Source organism: Parvibaculum lavamentivorans DS-1, assembly GCF_000017565.1.
GTDB classification, from domain to species: Bacteria; Pseudomonadota; Alphaproteobacteria; order Parvibaculales; family Parvibaculaceae; genus Parvibaculum; species Parvibaculum lavamentivorans.
The window spans coordinates 3,332,047-3,356,573 of record NC_009719.1 but is presented as its reverse complement, the minus strand read 5'-3'; the positions used below and the strand labels follow the sequence as shown (position 1 = coordinate 3,356,573).

At 60.6% G+C, this 24,527-nt stretch carries 22 protein-coding genes; 18 read left to right on the top strand and 4 right to left on the bottom strand.

Annotated features, from left to right (window positions below):
* The first annotated feature begins 37 nt into the window (after positions 1-37).
* From PLAV_RS15980 to PLAV_RS15945, 8 genes are all read left to right on the top strand, one after another.
* Positions 38-376, top strand: coding sequence for an FtsB family cell division protein (locus PLAV_RS15980; protein WP_202943986.1), 339 nt, complete (start codon positions 38-40; stop codon positions 374-376).
* Positions 377-561: 185 nt separating this feature from the next.
* Complete coding sequence (pdhA, locus tag PLAV_RS15975) at positions 562-1,587, top strand: pyruvate dehydrogenase (acetyl-transferring) E1 component subunit alpha (RefSeq protein WP_012112070.1); 1,026 nt, start codon at positions 562-564, stop codon at positions 1,585-1,587.
* Between the two features lie 3 nt (positions 1,588-1,590).
* A complete protein-coding gene (locus PLAV_RS15970) occupies positions 1,591-2,994 on the top strand; it encodes a pyruvate dehydrogenase complex E1 component subunit beta (RefSeq protein WP_012112069.1) in 1,404 nt (467 codons plus the stop codon).
* A gap of 10 nt (positions 2,995-3,004) precedes the next feature.
* Positions 3,005-4,297 carry a pyruvate dehydrogenase complex dihydrolipoamide acetyltransferase gene (locus tag PLAV_RS15965; RefSeq protein WP_012112068.1) on the top strand — a complete coding sequence of 431 codons (1,293 nt, stop codon included), beginning with the start codon at positions 3,005-3,007 and terminating at the stop codon, positions 4,295-4,297.
* Entirely contained in the window at positions 4,297-5,694 is a 1,398-nt protein-coding gene (gene lpdA / locus PLAV_RS15960) for a dihydrolipoyl dehydrogenase (protein WP_012112067.1), read from the top strand. Before PLAV_RS15965 ends, lpdA begins: the two co-directional genes overlap by 1 nt.
* 91 nt (positions 5,695-5,785) lie before the next feature.
* Positions 5,786-7,315: a sulfatase gene (locus PLAV_RS15955; RefSeq protein ID WP_012112066.1), complete on the top strand. Its 1,530-nt coding sequence runs from the start codon at positions 5,786-5,788 to the stop codon at positions 7,313-7,315.
* 156 nt (positions 7,316-7,471) lie between these two features.
* Positions 7,472-8,437 carry a lipoyl synthase gene (gene lipA / locus PLAV_RS15950; RefSeq protein WP_012112065.1) on the top strand — a complete coding sequence of 322 codons (966 nt, stop codon included), beginning with the start codon at positions 7,472-7,474 and terminating at the stop codon, positions 8,435-8,437.
* A gap of 8 nt (positions 8,438-8,445) precedes the next feature.
* Positions 8,446-8,931 (top strand): type II toxin-antitoxin system RatA family toxin, encoded by a 486-nt coding sequence (locus PLAV_RS15945; protein WP_012112064.1) that lies wholly within the window; start codon positions 8,446-8,448, stop codon positions 8,929-8,931.
* Between the two features lie 2 nt (positions 8,932-8,933).
* Here PLAV_RS15945 and PLAV_RS15940 read toward each other — a convergent pair whose 3' ends face one another.
* The 3 genes from PLAV_RS15940 to PLAV_RS15930 are packed head-to-tail and all read right to left on the bottom strand — an operon-like array spanning position 8,934 to position 11,077.
* Positions 8,934-9,428, bottom strand: a complete 495-nt coding sequence (locus tag PLAV_RS15940; RefSeq protein WP_012112063.1) for a CinA family protein — start codon at positions 9,426-9,428, stop codon at positions 8,934-8,936.
* Positions 9,425-9,868 carry a phosphatidylglycerophosphatase A family protein gene (locus PLAV_RS15935; RefSeq protein WP_206769801.1) on the bottom strand — a complete coding sequence of 148 codons (444 nt, stop codon included), beginning with the start codon at positions 9,866-9,868 and terminating at the stop codon, positions 9,425-9,427. The genes PLAV_RS15940 and PLAV_RS15935 overlap by 4 nt, the downstream gene beginning before the upstream one ends.
* Positions 9,869-9,928: 60 nt before the next feature.
* Positions 9,929-11,077: a bifunctional 2-C-methyl-D-erythritol 4-phosphate cytidylyltransferase/2-C-methyl-D-erythritol 2,4-cyclodiphosphate synthase gene (locus PLAV_RS15930; protein WP_012112061.1), complete on the bottom strand. Its 1,149-nt coding sequence runs from the start codon at positions 11,075-11,077 to the stop codon at positions 9,929-9,931.
* 112 nt (positions 11,078-11,189) lie between these two features.
* On the opposite strand from PLAV_RS15930, the gene dusB reads away from it, so the two are divergent.
* The 10 genes from dusB (at position 11,190) to PLAV_RS15880 (ending at position 23,711) form a co-directional block, all read left to right on the top strand.
* Complete coding sequence (gene dusB / locus PLAV_RS15925) at positions 11,190-12,215, top strand: tRNA dihydrouridine synthase DusB (RefSeq protein ID WP_012112060.1); 1,026 nt, start codon at positions 11,190-11,192, stop codon at positions 12,213-12,215.
* The gene (locus PLAV_RS15920; RefSeq protein ID WP_012112059.1) at positions 12,215-13,330 is read left to right on the top strand and encodes a two-component system sensor histidine kinase NtrB; all 1,116 of its coding nucleotides are present in this window, start codon (positions 12,215-12,217) and stop codon (positions 13,328-13,330) included. Before dusB ends, PLAV_RS15920 begins: the two co-directional genes overlap by 1 nt.
* Before the next feature lie 25 nt (positions 13,331-13,355).
* A complete protein-coding gene (ntrC, locus tag PLAV_RS15915; protein ID WP_012112058.1) occupies positions 13,356-14,798 on the top strand; it encodes a nitrogen regulation protein NR(I) in 1,443 nt (480 codons plus the stop codon).
* 257 nt (positions 14,799-15,055) lie between these two features.
* Positions 15,056-17,320 (top strand): sensor histidine kinase NtrY-like, encoded by a 2,265-nt coding sequence (locus PLAV_RS15910; RefSeq protein ID WP_168713211.1) that lies wholly within the window; start codon positions 15,056-15,058, stop codon positions 17,318-17,320.
* On the top strand, positions 17,310-18,704 hold the full coding sequence (gene ntrX, locus PLAV_RS15905) for a nitrogen assimilation response regulator NtrX (protein ID WP_012112056.1): 1,395 nt from the start codon (positions 17,310-17,312) through the stop codon (positions 18,702-18,704). Before PLAV_RS15910 ends, ntrX begins: the two co-directional genes overlap by 11 nt.
* Positions 18,705-18,738: 34 nt before the next feature.
* Complete coding sequence (trkA, locus tag PLAV_RS15900; RefSeq protein ID WP_012112055.1) at positions 18,739-20,115, top strand: Trk system potassium transporter TrkA; 1,377 nt, start codon at positions 18,739-18,741, stop codon at positions 20,113-20,115.
* A gap of 18 nt (positions 20,116-20,133) precedes the next feature.
* Positions 20,134-20,991, top strand: coding sequence for a D-amino-acid transaminase (locus tag PLAV_RS15895; protein WP_012112054.1), 858 nt, complete (start codon positions 20,134-20,136; stop codon positions 20,989-20,991).
* Positions 20,992-21,195: 204 nt separating this feature from the next.
* A complete protein-coding gene (gene hfq, locus PLAV_RS15890) occupies positions 21,196-21,444 on the top strand; it encodes an RNA chaperone Hfq (protein WP_012112053.1) in 249 nt (82 codons plus the stop codon).
* A 10-nt stretch (positions 21,445-21,454) separates the two neighbouring features.
* The gene (hflX, locus tag PLAV_RS15885) at positions 21,455-22,879 is read left to right on the top strand and encodes a GTPase HflX (protein ID WP_012112052.1); all 1,425 of its coding nucleotides are present in this window, start codon (positions 21,455-21,457) and stop codon (positions 22,877-22,879) included.
* A 1-nt stretch (position 22,880) separates the two neighbouring features.
* Positions 22,881-23,711 (top strand): inositol monophosphatase family protein, encoded by an 831-nt coding sequence (locus PLAV_RS15880; RefSeq protein ID WP_012112051.1) that lies wholly within the window; start codon positions 22,881-22,883, stop codon positions 23,709-23,711.
* Here PLAV_RS15880 and mazG read toward each other — a convergent pair.
* Complete coding sequence (mazG, locus tag PLAV_RS15875; RefSeq protein ID WP_012112050.1) at positions 23,708-24,520, bottom strand: nucleoside triphosphate pyrophosphohydrolase; 813 nt, start codon at positions 24,518-24,520, stop codon at positions 23,708-23,710. The genes PLAV_RS15880 and mazG overlap by 4 nt on opposite strands.
* Positions 24,521-24,527 lie beyond the last annotated feature (7 nt).

Here is a 24,527-nt window from a genome sequence, read left to right as displayed (position 1 = left end):
GCTATGTGATTCCCTCTCATTCATGGATAGTCAGGTCTTGATTCGCACCTCTGAGCCGCTCCGCCTTCGCCAGGCGTTGATCCCGTTCGTCTGCATCATCGTGCTTGGCTATTTCGCCTATCATGCCGTCTATGGCCGCCATGGATTCATCTCCTGGCTCGACATCCAGAATCGTATCGACACGCTGGAACACCAGCTGACAGAGGTCGAAACGAAACGGATGCAGCTCGACCGGCAGGTGGCATTGCTTCGTCCGGAAAGCCTCGATCCGGATTTGCTGGATGAGCGCGCCCGGGCTGCGCTCGGCTATGGCGGCGCGAACGACGTGACCATTTTTCTCGATCGCCAGCAGGATCGGCGGCCAAATCCTCGCTAAGGGATCGGAGGCTGTCAGCGCGCCTCCGGCATAACGCCTGCGTCAGTTAACCGATATCCGGTTAATTATCGATTTTTTCATTGAAACCAAACCTTTAACATACACTTCTAAAGTGTGGTGGACCCGTCCGCGCACTGCCCTATGTATCTGCGGATACCTTAACCTTCGACGTCGAGGCCTCCGGAATGGCGACCAAACCTCCCCAGAAAAAGCCGGCCAAGAAAAGCGACAGCCCAGCCCCGCTCTCCGAAGAAGACGATCTGAGAGCCTATCGCGACATGTTGCTGATCCGCCGGTTCGAGGAGAAAGCGGGCCAGATGTACGGCATGGGGCTCATTGGAGGTTTCTGCCACCTCTATATCGGCCAGGAAGCAGTCGTCATCGGCATGCAGATGGCGATCGAGGAGGGCGACCAGGTCATCACCGGCTATCGCGATCACGGACATATGCTCGCATGCGGCATGGACCCCAAGGGCGTCATGGCGGAACTCACTGGACGTGACGGCGGCTACTCGCGCGGCAAAGGCGGTTCGATGCACATGTTCAGCCGCGACAAGAACTTCTTCGGTGGCCACGGCATCGTGGGAGCCCAGGTGCCACTCGGCACGGGCCTCGCCTTCGCCAATCGCTACCGCGAAAATGATCGTGTCTGCCTCGCCTATTTTGGCGACGGCGCCGCCAACCAGGGGCAGGTCTATGAGAGCTTCAACATGGCGGAGCTCTGGAGCCTGCCGGTCGTCTATGTGATCGAGAACAACCAATACGCAATGGGAACAAGCGTTGCTCGTTCGTCCGCGCAGACGGATCTCTCGAAACGCGGCGCAAGCTTCAACATTCCAGGCGCACAAGTGGATGGGATGGACGTGCGCGCCGTGCGTGAAGCGGGGGCCCGTGCCGTCGAATGGTGCCGTGCCGGAAAAGGCCCCTACATCCTCGAAATGAAGACCTACCGCTACCGCGGGCATTCAATGTCCGATCCGGCGAAATATCGGGCGAAGGAAGAAGTGAGCAAGATGCGCGCCGAGCACGACCCCATCGAGCAGGTGCGAATGCGCCTGCTGGAGTCGAAGTCGCTTTCGGAGGATGACCTGAAAGCTATCGACAAGGAGATCAAGGCCATCGTCAACGAAGCGGCGGAATTTGCCCAGTCGAGCCCTGAGCCCGATCCAAGGGAGCTTTGGACGGACATACTTACCGACGTGGAGGCATGAGCGATGTCGATTGAAGTGCTCATGCCCGCGCTCTCGCCCACGATGGAAGAGGGCACTCTGACGAAATGGCACGTGAAGGAAGGCGACAAGGTGAAATCCGGCGACGTTATCGCCGAGATCGAAACCGACAAGGCCACCATGGAAGTGGAGGCGGCCGATGAAGGCACGGTCGCCAGCATCCTGGTCGCGGAAGGCACGGAGAATGTGAAGGTGAACGCCGTGATCGCGCTTTTGGCCGAAGAAGGCGAAGACGCATCCGAAGCCAAAGCCGCGCCGAAAAAGGAAGCCGCGACGAAAGAGAAGAAAAAGACAGAGCCGGGACAAGGTGAGGCAACAAGCCGGGAGACCGGCGAAAAGACGAAGAAGGAGCAGGATGCGCCGAAGGTCGAAATGAAAAGCGATCCTGATATTCCAGAAGGAACGAAGTTTACGACCAAAACGGTGCGCGAGGCTCTTCGAGACGCGATGGCCGAGGAAATGCGTCGCGACGAACGCGTCTTTGTGATGGGCGAGGAAGTGGCGCAGTACGAAGGCGCCTACAAGGTCACACAAGGATTGCTCGCCGAGTTCGGCGAAAAACGTGTCGTCGACACGCCGATCACCGAGCATGGCTTTGCGGGCCTTGGAGTAGGCGCTGCAATGGCCGGTCTTCGTCCCATCGTCGAATTCATGACATTCAATTTCGCCATGCAGGCGATGGACCAGATCATAAACTCCGCCGCCAAGACGCGTTACATGTCCGGCGGACAAATGTCTTGTCCCATCGTCTTCCGTGGCCCGAATGGGCCCGCCGCCCGCGTCGCCGCCCAGCACAGCCAGGATTATGCCGCGTGGTTCGCGCATATACCCGGCCTCATCGTCATCGCGCCTTATTCCGCATCAGACGCGAAAGGCCTGCTCAAGGCGGCGATCCGGAATCCGAACCCGGTCATCTTCCTCGAAAATGAAGTGCTCTATGGCAAGAGCTTCGAGGTACCGGAACTTGAAGATCACGTGCTGCCTATCGGAAAGGCGCGGATCATGAAGGAAGGCTCGGACGTGACAATTGTCTCGCATAGTCACGGCCTCACCTATTGCCTCGAAGCCATCGGCAAGCTCGAAGAGGAAGGCCTGGACGTTGAACTGATCGACCTCCGTACGATCCGCCCGCTCGACATGGAGACAATCATTCAGTCGGTGAAGAAGACCAACCGGCTCGTGACCGTCGAAGAGACCTGGCCAGTCTGCGGCATCGGGGCAGAGATTGCAGCGGAGGTCCAGGCTAAGGCTTTCGATTATCTTGACGCGCCCATCCTGCGGGTGGCCCAGAAAAACGTGCCTATGCCCTATGCGGCCAACCTGGAAAAGCTCGCGTTGCCGAGCGCCGAAGAAGTGGTAGAGGCGGTGAAAGCCGTCTGCTACCGCTGAGGGGGCGCCGATGCCGACGAACATACTGATGCCCGCGCTCTCGCCGACCATGGAAGAGGGAACGCTTGCCAAGTGGCATGTGAAGGAAGGCGATGAGGTAAAATCCGGTGACGTGATTGCCGAGATCGAAACCGACAAGGCGACGATGGAAGTGGAAGCGGTCGACGAAGGCCGTATCGGAAAGCTGCTCGTAGCCGAAGGCACGGAAGGTGTCGCCGTCAACAAGCCCATTGCCATTTTGCTGGAAGAGGGCGAAGAGGCAGCGGACATCGACAATGCGCCGCCACCGAAAAAGGATGAACCAAAGACATCCGCGAAACCGGAAGCAAAAGAAGTCGAGAAGCCACGGTCCAGCGCAACCCCGTCTTCGGATGGTAACGCTCGTCCCACGCAGGCGACCGGCACGGGGCATCGCGTTTTTGCGTCCCCGCTTGCGCGGCGCATTGCGGAACAGCAAGGCATCGATCTTTCCGCCATCAGCGGCTCTGGTCCCAACGGCCGCATCGTAAAGGCGGACCTGGAAGGTGCGGCGAAGGCCGCGCCGAAGAAGCAAGCGGCGGGCGCTGTTGCCCAGGGTGCGGCACAGAGCATCGACCCCCGTGCATATTATGCGGAAGGAACCTTTGAAGAGGTTTCACTCGATGGAATGCGGCGGACAATCGCCCGCCGCCTCACGCAGTCAATGCAGGAGATACCGCATTTCTATCTGACGATAGACTGCGAGCTGGACGAGCTGCTGAAAGCGCGCAAGAAGTTGAACGACGAAGCAGGCGAGGGCGTCAAGCTCTCGGTAAACGACTTCCTGATCCGCGCTGCCGCGCTCGCCCTCATCAAGGTGCCGGATGCGAATGTGAGCTTTGCCGGCAACGCTCTCCTGAAGCACAAGAGCGCCGACATAGGTATCGCGGTCGCTCTTGAAGGCGGCCTCATCACGCCGATTATTCGCAACGCGGACAAAAAAGGCCTCGCCGAAATATCGAATGAGGCCAAAGAACTTGCCGAGCGAGCGCGTAACAAAAAGCTGAAGCCGAACGAATACGAAGGCGGCTCCTTTTCAATTTCCAATCTCGGCATGTTCGGCATCAAGCATTTCACCGCTGTCATCAATCCGCCCCAAGCCGCCATCCTCGCGGTCGGCAAGGGCGAGGAGCGCCCGGTGGTGAGAAATGGCAAGGTTGAAGTCGCCACAATAATGACGGTCACCATGTCCTGCGACCACCGCGCCATCGATGGCGCACTCGGCGCACGCTTCCTCGAAGCGTTCAGATCATTCGTGGAATACCCGGCAAGGATGCTGCTCTGATGGCGGATCAATACGATGTAGTTGTAATCGGCTCCGGCCCCGGCGGCTATGTCGCCGCTATTCGCGCCTCACAACTCGGATTGAAGACCGCCATTGTGGAGCGCGATGCGCTTGGCGGCATCTGCCTCAACTGGGGATGCATCCCGACGAAAGCCCTGCTGCGCTCCGCTGAACTCTACGAAACGCTGCAAAGGCTCGATGAATTCGGCCTGAAGGCCGACAAGATCGGCTTTGATGCGGATGCCGTCGTGACACGAAGCCGCAAGGTCGCCGAGCAGCTTTCGGGCGGCGTGAAATTTCTGATGAAGAAGAACAAGATCGACGTCATCGAAGGTAGCGGTCGTCTCGCCGGCGCCGGGCGCGTTACGATCGAGAGCAAGGACGGAAAGAAAAACGAGATCGGCTCAAAGAACATCATTCTTGCAACAGGTGCCCGTGCACGAACCATTCCCGGCTTGGAGCCGGATGGAAAACGCATCTGGACTTACCGCGAGGCGATGGTGCCGAAGGAAATGCCGAAATCGCTGATCGTCGTCGGCTCCGGTGCCATCGGTATTGAGTTCGCCAGCTTTTATCGTGCATTCGGAGCGGACGTAACTGTCGTCGAAGTGCTCGACCGGATACTTCCCGTGGAAGACGAAGAAATTTCGAAGGAAGCGGCAAAGGCTTTCAAGAAGCGCGGTATCAAAATTCTTACAGGCGCCAAAATCGATAAAACCGACAATGGCGCAAAAGGCATTGCCGTGACGGTAACAGCCGGCGGCAAGACGGAAACAATAGAGGCCGACGTCGCGATTTCCGCCGTCGGCATCGTCGGCAATGTCGAAAATCTGGGGCTGGAAGAAGCAGGCGTCAAAGTCGAAAAGACGCATGTGACCGTCAATGAATGGCTGGAAACCGGCGTCAAGGGCATCTATGCAATCGGCGATCTCGTTGGTCCGCCCTGGCTGGCGCATAAAGCAAGCCACGAGGGCGTGCTGGCCGCAGAGCGGATAGCGGGCCTCAAGGACCTGCATCCTCTCGATACGACGCGCATTCCCGGCTGCACCTATTCTACGCCGCAGATCGCAAGTGTCGGGCTGACCGAAGCGAAGGCAAAAGAGAAGGGCCACGAGGTCAAGGTCGGCCGCTTTCCATTTCGGGCGAATGGCAAGGCCATCGCCCTTGGCGAAATGGAAGGTTTCGTGAAAACGGTCTTCGATGCGAAGACAGGTGAACTGCTCGGTGCTCATATGATAGGCGCGGAAGTTACCGAACTCATTCAGGGCTACGGCATCGCCATGACATTGGAGACCACCGAGGCGGACCTGATCCGCGCGGTCTTCCCGCATCCCACTCTCTCGGAAATGATGGGTGAAGCAGTACTCGATGCCTATGGCCGGGTGCTCCACACCTGATCGTCCTTTTTTGTGCGTGCTTTCATGAGCTATGCTCCGCGCCGGGCAGCTCGCTGTGCAAGCTGTGGATACCGAAAGTGGAAGTCAAAGAATGACCAATGCGGAAGACGGAACCGGGGATCAACCCAGGAATGCGGTCGTCATACTTCTCGATAGTCTCAACCGGCATATGATTGGCGCCTATGGTGGACGGGAATTCGCAACGCCGAATCTCGATCGCTTCGCCGCCCGCTCCACCCGATTCACGAGGCATTTCACGGGTTCGCTTCCCTGCATGCCCGCGCGCCACGACATCCTGTGCGGCGCGCTTGACTTTCTCTGGCGGCCCTGGGGCTCGGTCGAACTTTGGGAAGACGCGATTACCTACGAGCTGCGAAAAAAGGGCGTGGTGACGCAGCTCATTTCCGATCACCCGCATCTCTTTGAAACGGGCGGTGAAAATTATCACGTCGATTTCACGGCCTGGGACTATCAGCGTGGTCATGAAGGTGACCCATGGAAGACGCGGCCGGACCCGAGCTGGGCCGGGGCGCCGAACTTCATGCGCAAACACATGCCGTATGATGACTCGCGCGGCTATTTCCGCGGAGAGGAGGATTTTCCCGGCCCCCGCACGATGGGTGCGGCAGCACGCTGGCTGAACGAGAATGCTGGCCACCACGGCCGCTTCATGCTGTTCGTGGACGAGTTCGATCCGCACGAGCCCTTCGACACCCCCGAGCCCTATGCTTCAATGTACGACCCGGATTGGGAAGGTGCTCATCTCATATGGCCGCCTTATGTGAATGGCGGTATCGAGAAGAGCGTCATCACCGAGCGTCAGGCCCGCCAGATTCGGGCTTCCTATGGCGGCAAACTCACCATGATTGACAAGTGGTTCGGTAAAATTCTGGATGAGCTCGATGCCAAGGATCTCTGGAAAGACACGCTTGTCATTCTTTGTACGGATCATGGCCACTATCTGGGTGAAAAGGATATATGGGGGAAGCCGGGCGTGCCCGTCTATGAACCCCTCGGGCATATTCCACTGATGATCGCGCATCCAGACGTCGCTCCCGGCACATGCGATGCCCTCACCACAAGCGTGGATCTCTTTGCGACGCTGGCTGAGTTGTTTGGTGTGGAAGCGCGCCAGCGTACACATGGCCGCTCTCTGCTGCCGCTGATGAGGAAGGAGAAGCCGGGTATCCGCGATTGGCTGCTTACCGGCGTATGGGGCCGCGAGGTCCACTACATCGACAATCGCTTTAAATATGCCCGCGGGCCCGCTGGCGACAACGCGCCGCTCACCATGATGTCGAACCGCTGGTCGACCATGCCGACGCATTTTCTGACGCGGGAGCAGGAATTGCCATTGCCGGATGACCGCGCTTTTCTGGACAGAATGCCGGGCAGTGGCGTTCCGGTCATTCACCAGCAATGGGACAGGGATGATCCAGTGCCATTCTGGGCGCGAACACGCTTTGCAGGCCATCATCTTTATGACCTGACCGAGGACCCCGCCGAAGAGCGCAATTTGGCAGGAACGTCAGCCGAAGCGGATTTAGCGGAACGGCTGCGGGCCGCACTCGTCGAAATCGAGGCGCCCAAAAGCCAGTTGGAACGGCTAGGGCTCAACTGAGCACGTTGGTAGCGTTTGTTTAGTGGTGCCGGCTTAAGTTATGATCGAATTGAATATGGAAACTTACCGCCCGGTACATGGGGACGAACAGCGCCGATTTGCTTGAATCGGGTCAAGCGTCTATCCATGTCCTGACAGGAACAGTCGACTGAGTTCATGGTCACGATATTAGACACGCTGAAGCCGGGTGCGGCCAAACCCCGGCACCCGGAAAAGGCGCATCGTCCTGATACGCCCGTACTCCGCAAGCCGGAATGGATTCGCGTCAAGGCGCCGGGCTCCGCCGTCTATGCGGAGACGAAGCAAATTGTCCGCGAGAACAAGCTCGTGACCGTTTGCGAAGAGGCGGGCTGCCCGAACATCGGCGAGTGCTGGACCAAGAAGCACGCGACCATGATGATCATGGGCGATACCTGTACGCGTGCCTGCTCCTTCTGCAACGTAAAAACCGGCCTTCCGGCCCCACTTGATGTGGATGAGCCGGAAAATGTCGCCAATGCCGTTGCGAAGCTCGGCCTCCGTCACGTCGTTATCACATCGGTCGACCGGGATGATCTTGCGGATGGCGGCGCCGCGCATTTCGTCGAGGTGATCGAGGCGATCCGCCGCCGCTCACCCGGCACCACCATCGAAATCCTGACGCCCGACTTCCTTCGCAAGGATGGGGCGCTGGAAAAAGTCGTCGCCGCACGGCCGGACGTGTTCAATCACAATCTGGAAACGGTGCCCCGGCTCTATCTGAACATCCGCCCCGGCGCCCGCTATTTCCATTCGCTGCGTCTTCTCCAGCGCGTAAAGGAAATCGACCCGACAATCTTCACCAAATCGGGCATCATGGTGGGGCTTGGGGAAACGCGTGAGGAAGTCCTCCAGGTCATGGACGACATGCGTTCGGCGCAGATCGACTTTCTGACCATCGGGCAGTATCTGCAGCCAACCAGAAAGCATGCTGCAATAGATCGTTTCGTGACGCCTGATGAGTTCAAGTCGTACGAAACCATCGCCCGGTCCAAAGGCTTCCTGCTTGTCTCGGCGAGCCCGCTTACTCGCTCGTCCTATCACGCGGACGAGGATTTCGCCCGGCTTCGGGATGCGCGAAGTTCCGCGCTCTCGCGAGGATAAATCGCTCGATGGCTGCGCATGAACATGTCCGTGACGTACCCTACGCGCCGGAGGAAATGTTTTCGCTCGTCGCGGGTATTGACCGTTACCCGGAATTTCTGCCGTGGTGTTCCGGCGCGCGCATCCGCCGCCGTGAGATGGAGAATGGCAAGGAAGTTCTTCTTGCCGATCTTATCGTCTCCTACAAGGTTTTTCGCGAGCAATTTACCAGTCGTGTAACGCTCGACAGGGAAGCCTTTATTATCGACGTTGGATATGTGCAGGGGCCATTCAGCTACCTGCACAATAACTGGCGCTTCGAGCCCTTGCCCGATGGCGGAACGCGCATTCATTTCTGCATCGATTTCGAGTTTCGCAGCGCAACGCTGCAGAAGATGATTGGCGCCGTCTTCTCCAAGGCTTTCGGGCGGATGATGGAAGCCTTTATTGCCCGGGCCGATGAACTCTATGGAGTGCGGGAAACATCGGCCGGTATCGTTGCCCCCGCCGGATAAAGCTAGATCATCCGCCGGATCAGTCCGAGCGCAACCTCGATACTCTTCATCCGGACTTCATCGCGCCCGATATCGCCGAGGCGGTGCACCTCATGAAGAATGCTGCGTCCTTTCCGTGCGGCGCCGAAGTGAACGAGTCCCACGGGCTTCATCGGCGTGCCTCCGTCAGGGCCCGCGATACCGGTAACGGATACGGCGAGGTCCGCTCTCGAATTCTTCAGCGCTCCCTCAGCCATCGCCCGCGCGACAGGTTCGGAGACCGCACCGAAATCCGCCAGCATATCCCCCGGCACGCCCAGCATGTCGCGCTTCGCATCGTTCGAGTAAACGACATAGCCGCGTTCAACCACTGAAGAGCAGCCCGGAATTTCCGTAAGCAGCCCGGCAATCAGTCCGCCCGTGCAGCTTTCGGCTGTAACGATGCGGAGTTCAGCTTGACTCGCTTCAGAAAGCGTCAGTTCGGCGAGATGAACAAGGCGGCGAGGGAAAATGCTCATGTCACAACCATCCAGAGAACATCCATCAAGATGAAAGCAAAAACGGCAAGAATTGCGGCGATGATGTCATCGATCATCACGCCGAATCCGCCTTTGAAGCGCCGTTCGACGGCGCTGATGGGCCATGGCTTCAAGATGTCGAACGTACGAAACAAAAAGAAACCGAGCGTCCATGCAACCGGTGTCATCGGCAGGGCGGCGAGGACTAGCCATACGGCCGCCACCTCATCGATCACAACTTCTGCCGCATCGTCCTTCAACGCGGCATTGCAATAGACGCCCGCCGCCCAAAGGCCGGCGGCGAAGGCAATTCCCGAGGCAAGCAGGAGCAGCCAGGGGCCGCCCGCCCAGGAGATAACGAAAGCAAAGGGAAATGCTGCGAGCGTTCCCCATGTGCCGGGTGCGGGGCGCAGCAGACCGGCACCGAAGCACGTAGCCACCAGAACGGCCGGATGTCGGAGTTTGAGGGAAACGGGAAGGTTAGAGAAGCGGATCATGATTTACCCGATGATCAGGGTGACGATTGCCTGTGCGGCCAGTCCCTCGCCGCGTCCGGTGAAGCCGAGACCCTCGGTTGTCGTTGCCTTAACGCTGACGCGTCCCTTTTCGATCCCGAGTATGTCGGCAATCCGCGCTCGCATCGCATCGGCGTGAGGTCCGATTTTCGGCAACTCACATATCAAGGTGACATCGACATTCGACACGCGTGCTCCGGCCTCCGTCGCCAGCTTGGCCGCGTGAGCGAGAAATATCTCTGAAGGCGCGCCTTTCCACTTGGGATCGCTCGGCGGAAAATGCCTTCCGATGTCGCCCGCTCCGATCGCTCCGAGCACAGCGTCGGTTATCGCGTGAAGTCCGGCATCGGCGTCGGAATGGCCGACAAGGCCGGCATCGTGTGGAACCTTCACGCCGCAAAGCCAGACGTAATCGCCTGGGCCGAAGCGGTGAACGTCATATCCAAGGCCTGTTCGCGTCTCGCCGCTCCGCATCAGAATACGTTCCGCCTGCTGAATGTCCGCTGCGCTTGTGATCTTGATATTGTCCTGATCTCCCTCGACCATAGCCACCTTTACCCCCGCCGCCAGCGCCACGGATACGTCGTCGGTATGTTCCCCGCCCGAAGCCTGCCGGTGCGCGTCGAGGATAGCGTTGAACCGGAAAGCTTGCGGTGTCTGCGCGCGCCAGAGCGTATCTCGCGCTACCGTTTCTGCCGCCATGCCCTTATCCGTCCGGCGTATCGTATCGGTAAGGGAGAGGCCTGCCTGAGCCCCCTCGTGGGTGGAGAGGGCGGCGATGCAGGCCGAAATAACCGGAGCGGAAATCAAGGGCCGCGCGCCATCATGGATGAGAACAAGGTCGGGTGCGTCCGCATTGAGCGCCTCCAGCCCGGCGCGCACGGAGTCCTGCCGCGTTGAGCCTCCGAAAACCGGTTCGAGAAGCTTTGGCAGTCCGCCGGATGCAGCTTCGAATGCTGACGCGTCCTCGGGATGGATCACCGTCAGGACCGTCATGATCTCTGGATGGTTGGCAAAAGCGGCGAGGGTGCGCCGAAGGACGGGCTGACCGGCCAGAAGGCGGTATTGCTTGGGCGCGCCCGGTCCCGCGCGGCTGCCGCGGCCGGCCGCCACAATCAGCGCGGCGACTTTCATATTTGCTCATTTCGCACCCCGCGCGGCCGGAGGCAAGCGATTTGCCTTGCCGAAACTTTAGGCAGGCGCTAAATTGGACAAAATTTGTGCAGTATCAGTTGGTGCCTAAAGTTTGACCATATCCCTCGGATCTCATTCTCTGAAAAACCCGGTTTTGCTTGCCCCGATGGCCGGCGTTACCGATCTCCCTTTCCGGCGGGTCGCCCATCGCCTGGGAGCGGGCCTTGTCGTCTCCGAAATGGTGGCGAGCGATGAACTGGTCCGGGCCCGTCCCGATGTCGTTCGCCGTGCCGCCGGCGCGGGCGAGTTTGCGCCCCTCGCAATCCAGCTCGCCGGCCGGGAAGCCCATTGGATGGCGGAAGGCGCTCGCGTCGCCGCCGCTGCCGGCGCCGACATTATCGACATCAATATGGGCTGTCCGGCGAAACAGGTCACAACGGGGCTTTCCGGCTCCGCTCTGATGCGCGATCTCGATCACGCGGAAAGCCTGATCGAGGCGACGGTGGGCGCGGTTTCTCTCCCGGTTACGCTCAAGATGCGGACAGGTTGGGATGATACGAAGCGCAATGCGCCCGAACTCGCGCAAAGGGCTGAGGCCTTGGGCGTGAAAATGGTGACTGTGCATGGCCGAACACGCTGCCAGTTTTACAAGAGCAGGGCCGACTGGAACTTCATTTCCGAAGTGAAGAAGGCCGTCTCGATACCGGTGATCGCCAATGGCGACGTTACGAGCGAGGAAGACGCGCGCGCGATCCTCGATGCCTCCGGCGCAGATGGCGTGATGATCGGCCGTGGCGCCCAGGGGCGGCCCTGGTTCCTTGCGCAGGTCGCGCAATTTCTCTGGACCGGAGAGAAGCGCGCCGCGCCGGCATGGGAAACACAGGCGGAAATCGTTGCCGGCCACTACCGGGACATGCTGGATCACTACGGCGAGGCGCTGGGCATTCGCGTCGCGCGCAAGCATCTCGTCTGGTATCTCGAGGAAGCGTCGCGGCGTCTGCCCGAGGAAGCGATGGCAACGAAGCGCGCAATCGTCCGCATGACGGAGCCACAGGCCGTCCTTGCCGCCATGGGCGCGTTCTACGCACATGCGGCTGAAGTCGCGCCTGCGGATGAAATGGACAGGGAGGCCGCGTAATGTCGCAAGTGGCTCACGCACTTGGCACAGGCGTGCCACCCGAGGCGAATGTAATCCTCAAATCGATGCCGCATCCGGTCATCCTCGTGGACCGCGAAAGCCGTATTGAATATGTGAACGACAGCGCCGAAGAGTTCTTTGCGGCAAGCTCTGCAATGCTGCTCGGCCATCGGTTGAGTGAGGTGGTGGCCTTCGGCAGTCCCGTGCTGGCGCTGATCGAACAGGTGTTCGAGCGCGGCGTATCCGTTAATGAGTACGGTGTCGAAATCGGAACGCCACGCATCGGCGACCGGCAGGTCGACATCCAGGTAACGCCGCTCGCGGAATATCCGGGCCACGTCCTCTTGCTGCTCCAGGTCCGCACCATGGCGCAAAAGATGGACCGGCAGCTTACCCATCGGGGGGCGGCTCGCTCCGTTACCGGCATGGCCGCCATTCTTGCGCATGAAATCAAAAATCCACTGTCCGGCATCCGCGGCGCCGCGCAGCTTCTCGAATTGTCGGGTTCACCGGACGACAAGACATTGACCCGCCTTATTTGCGAAGAGACGGATCGTATCTGCAAGCTGGTCGACCGTATGGAAGTGTTTTCGGATGAGCGCCCCGTGCCGCGCGAGCCGGTAAACATTCATCTGGTTCTCGGCCACGTGAAACAGTTGGCTACCACCGGTTTCGCGAGAGGCATCCGCATTGTCGAGGAATATGACCCCTCGCTTCCTCCCGTACTCGGCGATAAAGACCAGTTGATTCAGGTCTTTCTCAATCTCGTGAAGAACGCCGCGGAAGCGATCGGAAACCCCGATGGCGAGATTGTCCTGACGACGGCCTATCGTCCGGGCGTAAGGCTTTCGATGCCCGGCAGCCGGGACCGTGTCAGTCTGCCTCTCGAAATCTGTGTGATCGATGATGGTCCAGGCGTCGCTGATGACCTGATGGAGCATCTCTTCGATCCGTTCGTCACGACGAAATCTTCCGGAACAGGTCTGGGTCTGGCGCTGGTCGCCAAGATCATTGGCGATCACGGCGGCATCATCGAATGTGAAAGCCTGCCGCGCCGAACAATTTTCCGCGTGTTGCTGCCGATGCATACCGGCGCGACCGCAAATCACAATTAGATTGCTACTAACAGGAGCGTCATAGATGCCCAGCGGAACTATTCTCCTAGCAGACGACGATGCGGCAATTCGTACGGTGCTCAATCAGGCCCTCGGCCGGGTCGGATACGAAGTTCGCTCGACAGGCAATGCGGCAACCTTGTGGCGCTGGGTAAGCCAGGGAGAGGGTGATCTCATTATCACCGACGTCGTCATGCCGGATGAGAATGCCTTCGATCTGATACCGCGCATCAAGCGCGCGCGTCCGGACCTTCCGATCGTCGTGATGAGTGCGCAGAACACGCTCAAGACCGCCATCATGGCGGCTGAGCGCGGCGCTTACGAATATCTTCCCAAGCCGTTCGATCTGAACGAACTGATCCGCGTCGTCGACCGGGCTATGACAGCACCACGCGAACCGGCAATCGGGCGGCAGCAGCCGGAAGAGGGCGAGAAGATTCCCCTGATAGGCCGCTCGCCCGCGATGCAGGATATCTACCGTGTTCTCGCCCGGTTGATGCAGACAGACCTCACCGTCATGATCTCGGGCGAAAGCGGCACCGGTAAGGAACTGGTGGCCCGCGCGCTGCATGATTATGGCCGCCGCCGGAACGGACCGTTCGTCGCCGTTAACATGGCGGCGATACCGCGCGAATTGATCGAGAGCGAGCTTTTCGGCCATGAGAAGGGGGCCTTCACGGGCGCCAGTCAGCGCGCCACCGGCCGCTTCGAGCAGGCCGAAGGCGGCACGCTCTTCCTCGACGAAATCGGCGACATGCCGATGGAGGCGCAGACACGCCTCCTTCGCGTTTTGCAGCAGGGCGAATACACAACCGTCGGCGGACGCACGCCGATCAAGACCGATGTGCGCATTGTCGCGGCGACCAACCGGGACCTTCGGCAGCTCATCAACCAGGGATTGTTCCGCGAGGATTTGTTCTTCCGCCTGAACGTCGTGCCAATCCGCCTGCCGCCCCTGCGCGAACGCACGGAAGATATTTCAGACCTGATCCGTCACTTCCTTGGACAAGCGGAAGACGAGGGCCTGCCGCCGAAGAACATCGACTCCGAAGGCATGGAATTGCTGAAGCGCTACCGGTGGCCCGGCAATGTGCGCGAGCTCGAAAATCTCGTCCGCCGCCTCGCTGCCCTCTACACGGAGGAAACGATCGGCGCCTCGATCCTCGAAACGGAGCTTGCCGAGCCGGACTTTGGAAAGCCCTCCGAGCAACCCTCCATGGATGAGCCTCTCGCTCAGTCGGTGGAGCGGACGCTCAACCGGATTTTCTCTGGCCATGGTGACGACCTGCCGCCTCCCGGTCTTTACGACCGGCTGCTGAAGGAGGTTGAGCGCCCGCTGTTCAGTATGAGCCTCGCCGCGACGCGCGGAAACCAGATCAAGGCGGCGCATCTCCTCGGGATCAACCGCAACACATTGCGAAAGAAAATCCGGGAACTGGACATCCAGGTCATACGCGGACTGAAATAGCCATTTCTCAAGTTTCAGCGGCTCTTCAGGGTGATGTAAACAGGCAACATTGTTGTTGAACGGTATCGCCCGCCGATACAGAATGCGCCCTGCCGCAGAGGGAGCGTGGCGTATTGGGCACAGGACCGGGTGCCGGAAGGGCTGGACCCTTCGATTGTCCTCTGCCGCCCGCAGGAACAGGCATGGTACCGACAGAGCAACCGAGCGAGGCCCGAGAAGCAAGGGCCGAAAGTTGGGAAAGCCGCCTTTGGCAGCTGGTGAGCCGTCGCGGCTTTTCGACCACGCTTTCGGTCGGTCTGGTGGTCGCCGCTATCTGCCTTGGCTCCTTTACCTACATGCTTCTGACCGGACTGACGCCGTTTTCGCCAACACGGCCGGTTCTCATCTCGCTCCTTCTGGCGAACCTGACAGTCGTCCTCATTCTCTTCGCGCTGATCTTCTGGCGCATGATCCGCATTATTCTGGCCCGGGTCAGCGGAACGGCGGGAGCGAAGCTTCATTCCCGGCTCGTCACGATGTTCGCGATCGTCGCGGTCATGCCCGCCATTATCGTGGCCGTCTTCGCCGCGGTCACCTTGAACCGCGGCCTCGATACCTGGTTCGGTGAACGGGCGCAGCTCATCATCTCAAACGCGGAAACCGTCGCTGAGGCCTACCTCAACGAGCATCGTCAGGTGCTGCGCGGCGATACGCTCGCCATGGCAACCGACATCCAGCGCGAGGCCGAATTGCTGACCACGGACCCGGCAATTTTCCAGCGGCTGATCACCGGGCAGATGCGCCTGCGGTCGTTGCAGGCGGCTTATGTCGTCAAATCCGATGGGCGCATTCTCTCCAAGGCCAGGGCGAGCGTCGAGGTCGGGATGCCGGCTGCAGAGTATTTCGAGGTCGCACGCGCGGGCGACGTCGCTCTTTTCATCATGGACGACTACAACCAGATCCGTGCTCTGGTCGCGCTTCCGGCTGTGCCGGATACCTATCTCTACGTGGCGCGCTTTGTGGACGCGCGGGTGCTCAACCACCTTGCCGAGACGCGAGCTGCCGTCAGTGAATATGAAAGCCTCGAAAGCCGCCGCAGCCAGTTCCAGGTTACCTTCGCGCTCATTTATGTAACCGTCGCCTTGATCACGCTGCTGGCGGCGATCTGGCTCGGCCTCTGGGCGGCCAATCGTATCGTGGACCCAATCTCTCATCTCGTCCGCGCAGCCGAGCGGGTCAGCGTCGGCGACCTGCGCGCCCGCGTTCCCGTCGGCGGTAGCGGCGACGAACTCGATATGCTGACCGGTGCCTTCAACCGGATGACCAGTCAGCTCGAAAGCCAGCGCAACGATCTCATCGAAGCAAACCACCAGCTCGACGAGCGCCGCCAATTCACGGAAGCGGTTCTCTCCGGCGTCAGTGCTGGTGTTCTCGGCCTCGACAATGAAGGGCGCATCACCCATGCCAATCGCGCCGCCTTGCGTTTCTTCGCTCTGACGGAAGCCGAACTCATAGGCCGGATGATAGCGGCGGCCGTGCCTGAAATGGCTCTTGCCGTCGCAGACGCCCGCGCGCATCCCGATCGCACGGCGCAGGCGCAGGTAGTAATTCCCCGTGCCGGGCAGGACCGGACGCTCAATTTGCGCGTCACCCGCGAAATGACGGATTCGGGGCAGGGCGGTTTTGTGCTTACCTTCGACGACATAACCGAGCTTGTGCGTGCGCAGCGAACCTCTGCCTGGGCGGACGTCGCCCGCCGCATCGCGCACGAGATCAAGAACCCGCTGACGCCTATTCAGCTTTCGGCCGAGCGGCTGCGCCGTAAATACAGCAAGGAAATAACGACGGACCCGGACGTCTTTGAGCAATGCACGCAGACAATCATTCGTCAGGTGAACGATATCGGCCGGATGGTGGATGAATTCTCATCCTTCGCACGCATGCCGTCGGCGTCGATGAAGCCGCTCGACATCAACGAAATTCTGCGGCAATCGGTATTCCTGCAGCGCGTCGGCCATCCGGACATTGAATATCAGCTCACAATGCCGGAAACGCCGACCATTCTCGAATGCGATGGCCGTCTCGTAAGCCAGGCGCTTACAAACATCCTGAAAAATGCGGCGGAGGCCATCCGCGGGCGCGAAGAGGATGAGGAAGAAGATTCGGCCGGGACAAAAGGCCACAAGCAGGACGATGTCAAACTGGGGCGCATACACATTGCCCTGGCAGCGGACGAGAATAATGTAACCGTCACGGCGACCGATTCCGGTTGTGGTCTCCCTGAAACCGGCAGGTCCCGCCTGACAGAACCCTATATGACGACGCGGGCCAAAGGCACGGGGCTTGGCCTCGCGATTGTGAACAAGGTCATGGAAGATCATGGCGGTGAACTTGTCCTTGAGGACGCGCCGGTGAGCGAAGGCTGGGAAAGCGGTGCGCGTGTGCGGCTCGTATTTCCGCGCAAGCGCGCCGCGGCGAGCGGGTTGGAAAACGGTGCGCATGAAGGCGCCGGTGTAATCGAAGAGGCGGTCGATGGCGTCTGATATTCTGATTGTCGATGATGAAGCCGATATCAGGGAGCTGGTGTCGGGCATTCTGAACGATGAAGGCTATGACACCCGCAGCGCGGGCGACAGCGATCGTGCGCTCGCGGCGATAGAGGCGCGCCGGCCGGGGCTCGTCATCCTCGACATCTGGTTGCAAGGCAGCAAACTCGACGGGCTGGAGGTTCTCGACGTTATCCGTGAGCGGCATCCGGACCTTCCCGTCATCATCATCAGCGGTCACGGCAATATCGAAACGGCCGTCTCCGCCATCAAGAAAGGCGCCTACGACTTCATTGAAAAGCCCTTCAAGGCGGATCGCCTCATTCTGGTCGTGCGCCGCGCGATTGAAACTTTCCGCTTGCGCCGGGAAAACAGTGAGCTGCGCGTCCGGGTCGGTGACGACACCACCTTGATCGGTTTTTCTCCCGCCATGGCGCAGGTGCGTCAGACGATTGACAAGGTTGCACCGACAAACAGCCGCGTCCTCATCACGGGTGCCTCCGGTGCGGGCAAGGAGGTGGTCGCCCGCCTTCTGCATGCCCGCTCTCGCCGTGCGGGTCATTCCTTCGTCGCCATCAATGCGGCAAACATGGCGCCGGAGCGCATGGAGATCGAGCTTTTCGGCACGGAGGAAAGCGCCGCCGGTCCGAGAAAGGTCGGCGTTTTCGAGCAGGCGCATGGCGGCACACTATTCCTCGATGAAGTTGCCGAGATGCCGGTGGAGACGCAGAGCAAGATCCTGCGTGTGCTGGTCGATCAGACATTCGAGCGCGTCGGCGGCGGCTCGCGCGTCAAAGTGGATGTGCGCGTCGTTTCCTCGTCCAGCCACGACCTGCTTGAGGAAATCGCAAAAGGCCGCTTCCGCGAAGACCTTTATCATCGCCTGAACGTGGTGCCGATTTTCGTGCCTCCGCTCGCCTCGCGGCGCGAGGATATCCCCGCGCTTGTCGAGTACTTCATGGAATTGATTTCCAAGGGAACAGGCCTGCCAGCCCGCCGCGTGTCGGAAGACGCCATGGCGGCACTCCAGGCGCATGACTGGCCGGGCAATGTCCGGCAGCTGCGCAATAATATCGAGCGCCTGCTGATCCTGACATCCGGCGATCCGACGGCCGTTGTCACCGCCGATATGCTTCCCTCCGAAGTGGGCGCATCCGCGCAGATGACGGTCAACGGCGCCGGCGGCGAGCACATCATGGCATTGCCGCTGCGCGAGGCACGGGAAACCTTCGAACGCGAATATCTGATAGCGCAGATAAGCCGGTTTGGCGGCAACATTTCACGCACAGCCGCCTTTATCGGCATGGAGCGTTCGGCGCTCCATCGCAAGCTGAAATCGCTCGGCGTCGCCGCCGCCAGCCGCCCCGACGTGCCGGCATGACCTACGCCTTGTCCGAAACGTTGAGAGTTTCATCATGAAGGTAATTGTTTGCGGCGCCGGGCAAGTCGGTTTCGGCATCGCCAGGCAGCTCGCCGCCGAGCAAAACGATGTGACGGTCATCGATCAGTCGCCGCAACTCGTTCACCGGATTTCGGATGCGCTTGATGTGCGCGCCATCGTCGGCCACGGCGCTCATCCAGATGTTCTCGAACGCGCCGGGGCCGCCTCGGCCGACATGCTCATCGCCGTCACCTTTTATGACGAAGTGAACATGATCGCATGCCAGGTCGCGCATTCGGTCTTCCAGTTGCCGACCAAGATCGCACGCGTCCGGGCGCAGAGCTATTTGCAGCCCGGTTTCCAGGATCTTTTCTCGCAGGATCACCTGCCGATCGACGTAATCATTTCGCCGGAACTCGAAGTCGGCAAGGCCGTGCTGCGTCGGCTCGCGGTGCCGGGCGCTTTCGATATTCTGAATTTCGCGGATGGAAAGGTCAGCGTCGTCGGCGTGGCGCTTGAAGAAGATTGTCCGATCGTCAACACGCCGCTCCGCCAGTTGACGGACCTGTTTCCGGATCTGCGGTCGCGCGTTGTCGGTATCGTCCGCAATGGTGAGCTCTTCGTGCCGCAGAGCGACGATTCGATGCTTGTCGGCGATGAAGCCTATTTCGCTGCCGATGTGCGCGACGTAAAGCGCACGCTCGGCATTTTCGGCCACGAGGAAAAGGCCGCCCGGCGTATCATCATCGTGGGGGCGGGAAATATCGGTCTTCACGTGGCGCAGGAGCTGGAGACGAACCATCCCGGTACACGCGTCAAACTGATCGAACGCGACAGGGATCGCGCCGTCCAGGCCGCGGATCGTCTGAAGCGGTCGATCGTCCTCCATGGCGACGGGCTCGATCCGGAACTGCTGCAGGAAGCGGGAATTTCCGAAACTGAAACGCTCGTCACGCTGACCAATAACGACCAGGCAAACATTCTCTCCTGCGTCGTCGCGAAGCGCGAGGGCTGCCAGCGCACAATGGCCCTCATCAACAACAATACCTATGCGCCGCTCATGCGCTCGCTCGGCATCGATGCCTTCATAAACCCGCGCGGCACGACGGTGTCGACCGTGCTCCAGCATGTCCGCCGCGGCCGTATCCGTGGCCTCCAGTCGGTGCATGATGGGGCAGCCGAGGTGATCGAAGCCGAAGCGCTCGAGACATCGACTCTGGTCGGAAAGCCGCTGCGCGAAGTCAACCTCCCGGACGGAATCCTCGTCGGCGCGGTTATCCGCGATGGAGAGGTCATCATTCCGCGCGGGAATACCGAGATCGAGGCAGGCGACCGTGTGGTGCTGTTCGCACGTTCCGATCAGGTCAAGAAAGTCGAACAGATGTTCCGCGTCAGTCTCGAATTCTTCTGAGCGTCCGAAGGATCTCCCGTGTCACGTATCGCCTATGTCAACGGCCGCTACCTGCGCCACGCGGAGGCGAGCGTCCATATCGAAGATCGCGGCTATCAGTTCGCCGACGGCATCTATGAAGTCTGCGGTGTTCGCGGCGGCATGTTGATGGACGAAACGCTGCACCTGGAGCGGATGCAGCGCTCGCTCGGAGAGCTGCGCATCGCCTTGCCGGTAAAGCTCCCCGCCCTGCGGCACATTCTGCGCGAGGTCGTTGCCCGAAACCGGATAAAGAACGGCATGGTCTATTTCCAGATCACCCGTGGCGTGGCGCCGCGCGATCATCCGTTTCCATCCGCCGCAACCCGGCCGGCCCTTGTGGTCACGGCAAAGCGTCTCAACGAAGCCCGTGTCGCAATCGCGGTGGAGAAGGGCGTCGCTGTCGTCACCATGCCGGACCTGCGTTGGGCGCGGCGCGACATCAAGTCAGTGGCGCTGCTGCCGAACATCCTGGCAAAGCAGGCGGCGCGGGAAGCGGGCGCCTACGAAGCCTGGCTTGTCGATGCTGAGGGCTATGTGACGGAGGGCTCTTCCACCAATGCCTGGATCGTGGATGCGGAAGGCCGTCTGGTCACGCGCCCTGCCGGTCCGGATATCCTGAACGGCGTTACCCGGCGGGTTCTGCTTGAGGCGGCAAAGCGGGAAGGGATCGAAGTCATTGAGCGGGCGTTCACCCCCGAAGAGGCAAAAACCTCGCGAGAAGCATTCATCAGCGCCTCATCGGCCGTCCTGATTCCGGTGGTCCGGATCGACGGCGAGCCAGTAGGTAATGCCGCGCCCGGGTCCACCACGCTCCGGCTGCGCGATGCCTATCGGCAGATCGGCGAGCTTTCCTGAGGCGCGACGGTATGCACCGGCGGAAATCGTGCCGATTTGCATGTGCGAAGTGAATTTCGCACTTGCAGCATGAAATGAAACGGCTGACTGTATGAGTTGAGAGCCGCAGCTTCTTTCCCGTCTATGCCGGGAAGGGGTGCAAACAAAAAGCCGGTCCGCGCGGCGAAGGTCCGGTCCACCCAACTCGACAAATGGGGTTTACCCATGAATGAGAAGACCCATAACCTGCAGGATACGTTCCTGAACCACGTTCGCAAGAACAAGACGACCCTCACCATCTTTCTGGTAAATGGCGTCAAGCTTCAGGGCGTGGTCACCTGGTTCGACAACTTTTGTGTGTTGCTGCGCCGGGACGGCCATTCGCAGCTCGTGTATAAGCACGCGATATCGACCATTATGCCGGCCCAGCCCGTTCAGCTTTTCGAGCCTGAAGCCAACGGGGAGGAGGGCTGAAGGACCGTAATTGACTGAAGAACCCAAGGAAGAAGGCGCCGAAAAGCGCGGCGAGCGTGGCTTTCGAGTGAAGCCCGCCGAGTTGACGCGCGCTTTCGTGGTTGTGCCCTGGCTCAAATCCGTCGCGAAGCAGGCAAAGAGAGGAGGGGGCGGACGTTCCCCCGAATCCCGTCTGGACGAGGCCGTCGGTCTCGCTGCCGCCATTTCGCTGAACGTTGTGGGAAGCGTCGTTGTCCCGCTTGCGAGCCCGCGGCCGGCAACGCTTTTCGGCGAAGGCAAGGTCGACGAAATCAAGGGTCAGATTGCGGAACTTCGGGTCGATCTCGTCATCGTCGACGGGGCCCTCGGTCCGGGTCAGCAGCGCAATCTCGAAAAAGCCTGGAACGTGAAGGTGCTCGACCGCACCGGTCTTATCCTCGAAATCTTCGGCGAGCGTGCGCGAACGCGCGAAGGCTCGCTCCAGGTTGAACTGGCGCATCTCAATTATCAGAAGAGCCGCCTCGTCCGCAGCTGGACCCATCTGGAGCGTCAGCGCGGCGGCTTCGGCTTCCTCGGCGGCCCCGGCGAAACGCAGATCGAAGCCGACAGGCGCCTCATTCAGGAGCGCATCGCGAAAATCGAGCACCAGCTCGAAACCGTGAAACGGACGCGCGAACTTCATCGCAAGAAGCGCCGCGAGGCGCCATATCCGATTGTCGCGCTGGTCGGCTATACCAATGCCGGCAAGTCGACTCTGTTCAACCGGCTTACGGAAGCCGGAGTCTTCGCCGAAAACCTTCTCTTCGCGACGCTCGACCCGACAATGCGCGCCCTCGTTCTCCCGAGCGGCCGCAAGATCATCCTGTCGGACACAGTGGGCTTCATTTCGGACCTGCCGACGCATCTCGTCGCCGCCTTCCGCGCCACGCTCGAGGAAGTTCTGGAAGCCGAAGTGATCCTGCATGTCCGCGACGCCGCGCATGAGGAAACCGCGATCCAGAAGACGGATGTCGAAAAAGTTCTGACCTCGCTCGGCGTCACCAGGGAAAGCACAGCGGCGAACGGTCAGCACGTCGTGGACGTCCTGAACAAGATTGACCTGCTGGAAGGCGAGTTCCGCGACGCCGCCGTCAATCTCGCCATGCGCGAGCCGATGACGGTTGCCGTCTCCGCCCTGACCGGCGACGGAACGGAAAACCTCCTTAACCTCATCGACAGCCTGATCGTCGATGACGAACGGCCCGTACATTTCGATGTGCCGGCGAATGAGGGAGAGGCCATCGCCTGGCTTCACGCCAACGCGCATATCCGCAACCGTGTCGATGGAGACGAGGGCATCGTCCATCTCGATCTCGGCTTGACCCCCATCGTTGCCGGCCGTTTCGAAAAGCGGTTCCCGGCGCTCGCCCGGCAGCTCGGTGAAGCCGCCGCTGCGGCCGCAGCTGCGGCGGAATAGCATGGCATCTGTCCGGGAAAAGGTCGCCGCCCTGATGCGGGAAGTGGCCGCGCAGGAAATCATGCCCCGTTTCCGTGCCCTGGCCGAGCATGAGATCGAGGAAAAGACCAAGGGCGACCTGGTCACGGTGGCCGACCGGAACTCGGAACTCTGGCTCGCGCCGCGTCTCGAGGCATTGGTGCCCGGCTCCCGCGCGCTGGGCGAGGAGGCGGTCGCCGCCGACCCTTCGCTTCTCGTCCGCCTCGATGACGACACGCCCCTATGGACCATCGATCCGGTGGACGGCACGAGCAATTTCGTCGCCGGGCGCGAGACATTCGGTGTCATGGTATCGCTGGTCGAAAAGGGCGAAACGACAGGTGCCTGGATATATCTTCCGGTCACGGATGAATTCGTCATTGCCGAGAGTGGCGCTGGAGCGTTCCTGTACGCCGGCGGCGAAACGAAACGTCTAGATGCGGGCGAGGCCGCGCAGGACCCCTCCGGCCAGACGGCAAGCTTCTACGTCCGTTTCATGCCGGATGACTGGCGCAAGGGCATCGAAACCCATGCTGCCACGGTCGGCGGCAAAACCGCCACTCTCTGTTCCGCCTGGGATTACACCAGCATTGCGCGCGGCCGCCACGATTTCGTCACCTACTACCGCATGCTGCCATGGGATCACGCGCCCGGTGCGTTGATCCTCCGCGAAGCGGGTGGCGTCGCTCGCGACATTGAAACCGGCCTCGACTATTCGCCGCGCACCTTGAAGGGCCCGCATCTTCTCGCGCGCGATGAAGAGAGCTGGCAGCGCACGGCGGAACTTATCCGCGCTCACGTGGCCGCCGCCTAGCCTCCGCGCTCCTCGCGCTTCGCCTCGTTCCAGAGCGCGTCCATTTCTTCCAGCGTCGATTGCTCCGGCTTCCGTCCTTCCGCCGCCAGCTTCTCCTCGATCCGCCCGAAGCGCCGGCGAAACTTCGCATTCGCCCGCCTGAGCGCCGCCTCGGGATCGATTTTCAGGTGCCGCGCCAGATTGGCATAAACGAAAAGCAGGTCGCCCATCTCGTCTTCCAGCCGGTCGGCATCGCCGCCCTTGGCCACTTCCGCCGAGAGTTCGAGCATTTCCTCGTTGAGCTTGTCGATGACCTGGCTCGTATCCGGCCAGTCGAAACCGACGCGTGCGGCACGGTTCTGCAGCTTCACGGCGCGTGACAGCGCGGGCAGGGCGAGGGGCACATCGTCGAGGATGCTCGCTTCCGCAGGCTTTCCCTTCGCCGCTTTCTCCTCCGCCTTGATCTCTTCCCAGCTTCCCTTGACGGCGCCCGCGTCGCGTGCCGCCTTGTCGCCGAAGACATGCGGATGCCGCCGGATCATCTTCTCGCAAATAGCGCGCACCACGTCGGGAAAGGCGAAGGCGCCTTCTTCCTCCGCCATCCGCGCATGGAACACGACCTGCAGCAGCAGATCGCCCAGTTCGTCCTTGAGGTCCTGCCTGTCGCCGCGCTCGATAGCGTCGGCGACTTCGTAGGCTTCCTCGATCGTATAGGGCGCGATCGTTGCGTAGGTCTGTTCAAGGTCCCAGGGACAGCCGCCATCGGGCGCCCGCAATTGCGCCATGATGGCGAGCAGCGCGTCGATCTTCCCGTTCTCCGCCTCGCCCAATCCGCTT